2 protein-coding genes are annotated in these 2,166 nt (G+C 27.1%); one reads left to right on the top strand and one right to left on the bottom strand.

Features of this window, described 5'->3' with window-relative positions:
• The first annotated feature begins 26 nt into the window (after positions 1–26).
• On the top strand, positions 27–1,538 hold the full coding sequence (locus ACO409_RS10740) for a hypothetical protein (RefSeq protein WP_008535023.1): 1,512 nt from the start codon (positions 27–29) through the stop codon (positions 1,536–1,538).
• A gap of 534 nt (positions 1,539–2,072) precedes the next feature.
• On the opposite strand, the gene ACO409_RS10735 is transcribed toward ACO409_RS10740, so the two are convergent.
• Positions 2,073–2,153 (bottom strand): AraC family transcriptional regulator, encoded by an 81-nt coding sequence (locus ACO409_RS10735; RefSeq protein ID WP_485557126.1) that lies wholly within the window; start codon positions 2,151–2,153, stop codon positions 2,073–2,075.
• Positions 2,154–2,166 lie beyond the last annotated feature (13 nt).

The following is a 2,166-nucleotide window of genomic DNA, read 5'->3' as shown; positions in this document are numbered from 1 at the left end:
AAAATTATATCAAATGCCTGAGGTAAATGCTATTAGCGAAAGATGATTTATTGGATTTTAAAATAACTTCAATGTATGTCTTTTTCTTTTTATCAACAATAGTGTATTTGAGTGGGTTATTGCATTTTGATATAATAGAAATCATGATGAGTATTATTTTTACAATATTGTTATTTTCAGTTGTGTTTTGTGTTTTTCTATTTCCATATTTTAAGAAAAATAGAATATTAGCCATTGGCCCTAGTATTATACTTGTTATTATTTTGATAGCATTTGGTGGTCTTACTACTTCTCAGTGGGGATTTCTTTCTGCTGCCTTGGCAGTTGGCTCTATGTTATTTACAGAAGATTTTTTTACAAAATTTTTTGGAGTTAAATTATCTTTAAGGGCAAGCTCTATTTTAGTACGTGGAAGAGTGATAATAGTTCTAATGGCACCAATATTATTTATCTCAGTAAATCTAATAACATCACAATGTGTTGAGGAAAAAATTCTACATAATAAATTAGAGTATATTAAATATGACCCTAAAGAAGTTAAATTATTTGAAAATGGTAAAGAAATAAAGGCAATTGGAGATAGTAGTTTAAGGAATACAAAGTACATTCTTGATTTTATTGATGGAGAACATGTAAGACATGGAATAATAAGTTTAGAATTTGATAAAATAATAAATAAATTATATTCATTTAAAGATTTAACTGTAAAGTATCGAGGCATTGATTTTAAGATAGAAAATGTTACTTTTGATGAGCAAATGGGAGTTTACTATTTATTTGTGCATAAAAGAAACTTAAATAATAACGAGACAATTGCTAAGTTATTGACATCTCTACTTAGATTTATTTTTATTGAGTTAATTGGAATGGTATGTATAAATGTTTATTTTCGTTGCTTTTATAGAAATCCCAAAGAAAATTGGTTGTTAAAATTTATTAGTCGTGAAAAATCGGGTATTGATATTCAAGGTCATTGGTTCTTGTTGAATAAGTATGAATTTGATAATAGGGAGTTCTTATTTTCAGTGTCAAGTTTTTATATTCTAGGTAATCTATTATACATAGGAAAAGAAGTTTATCAATTAATTAAAAAAAATGATAAAATAAGCATAAAATCGCAACCGGGAGTCTCTTTTGAGATTCTAGATGACTATACTATAAAGTACGACGAATATACGTTTATACATTCATATTCTAAAAAGAAAAAAGATTTATTTGTAAAATATAAGGTTCCAAAGAATAGGTTTGGAAACAAAGTGTATTTTAAAGAATCAAATGAAAAAATTTTGTTAGGTGAAGATTTAGCAGATAAGGAAAATGTACTTTGTTTGGATATGCAGAATAATAAATTAATTGAAACACGATTAAAATTTCAAAAAAAATGTTATTTTGTAGCGGAGGAAATAACTAATTTAGAATCATCAGAACAAAGCATTCTCTATAGCAGTGAAGATATACCAATAGTATACATTAATAAACCTGACAAACGCGAGATAATTGTTGGTGGTGTAAGGTATATTGAAATTAAAAATCAATAAGATTAAACATTCAATAGTATTTTGTTAATAATCCAATACTTTTCTTTAGAAAAGTGTTGGATTATTTTGATAGAGATGTACTAAGTTTTTCAGTCATCTAATGTTAAAAGTTACAAGTGATTTTGCCTATTATCTTGAATCTAAGTTTCCTATTTTTTGGATAAAGGCGTATAGATCTTTAAACAACGTTGGTGATCCGAGTTTCAAAATCTTGTCTTGTATGTAGAAGAAGTTGTTTTCTAAAAAGTTTCAGATAAGTTTGACTATATTTTTTGGAGATTTCGAACGGTTTTTTATTGCCTCATTACATAGCTAACTTATAAAGGAGTTGTGCTAAAATTTTACTTTCCTCTGCTGACAACTGGTAATTGCTGATACCTTAAGCCATGTTTTGAACTAGATTTGTTTTAAGGGGCTATTAGTATTTAATTTTATATCAGACTGGTCTTTTGAAAAGAATAGGATTTATTGCAATTTTAAATCTATATATGTTTATCATTATAGAATACTCATGTAGAAATATTGAGTTAATCGTTATTGTATAGAGGTCCGATATTGACTTGGTGAGCAGTCATAATACTGCCGAAAGGCTTTTGAAAAATGCAAAGGGTCCAGATAGCCTACAGAA

The sequence above is a fragment of the Leptotrichia sp. genome (genome assembly GCF_057270615.1).
The sequence above is the reverse complement of the archived record's forward strand: the minus strand, read 5'-3'. Positions and strand labels throughout refer to the sequence as shown.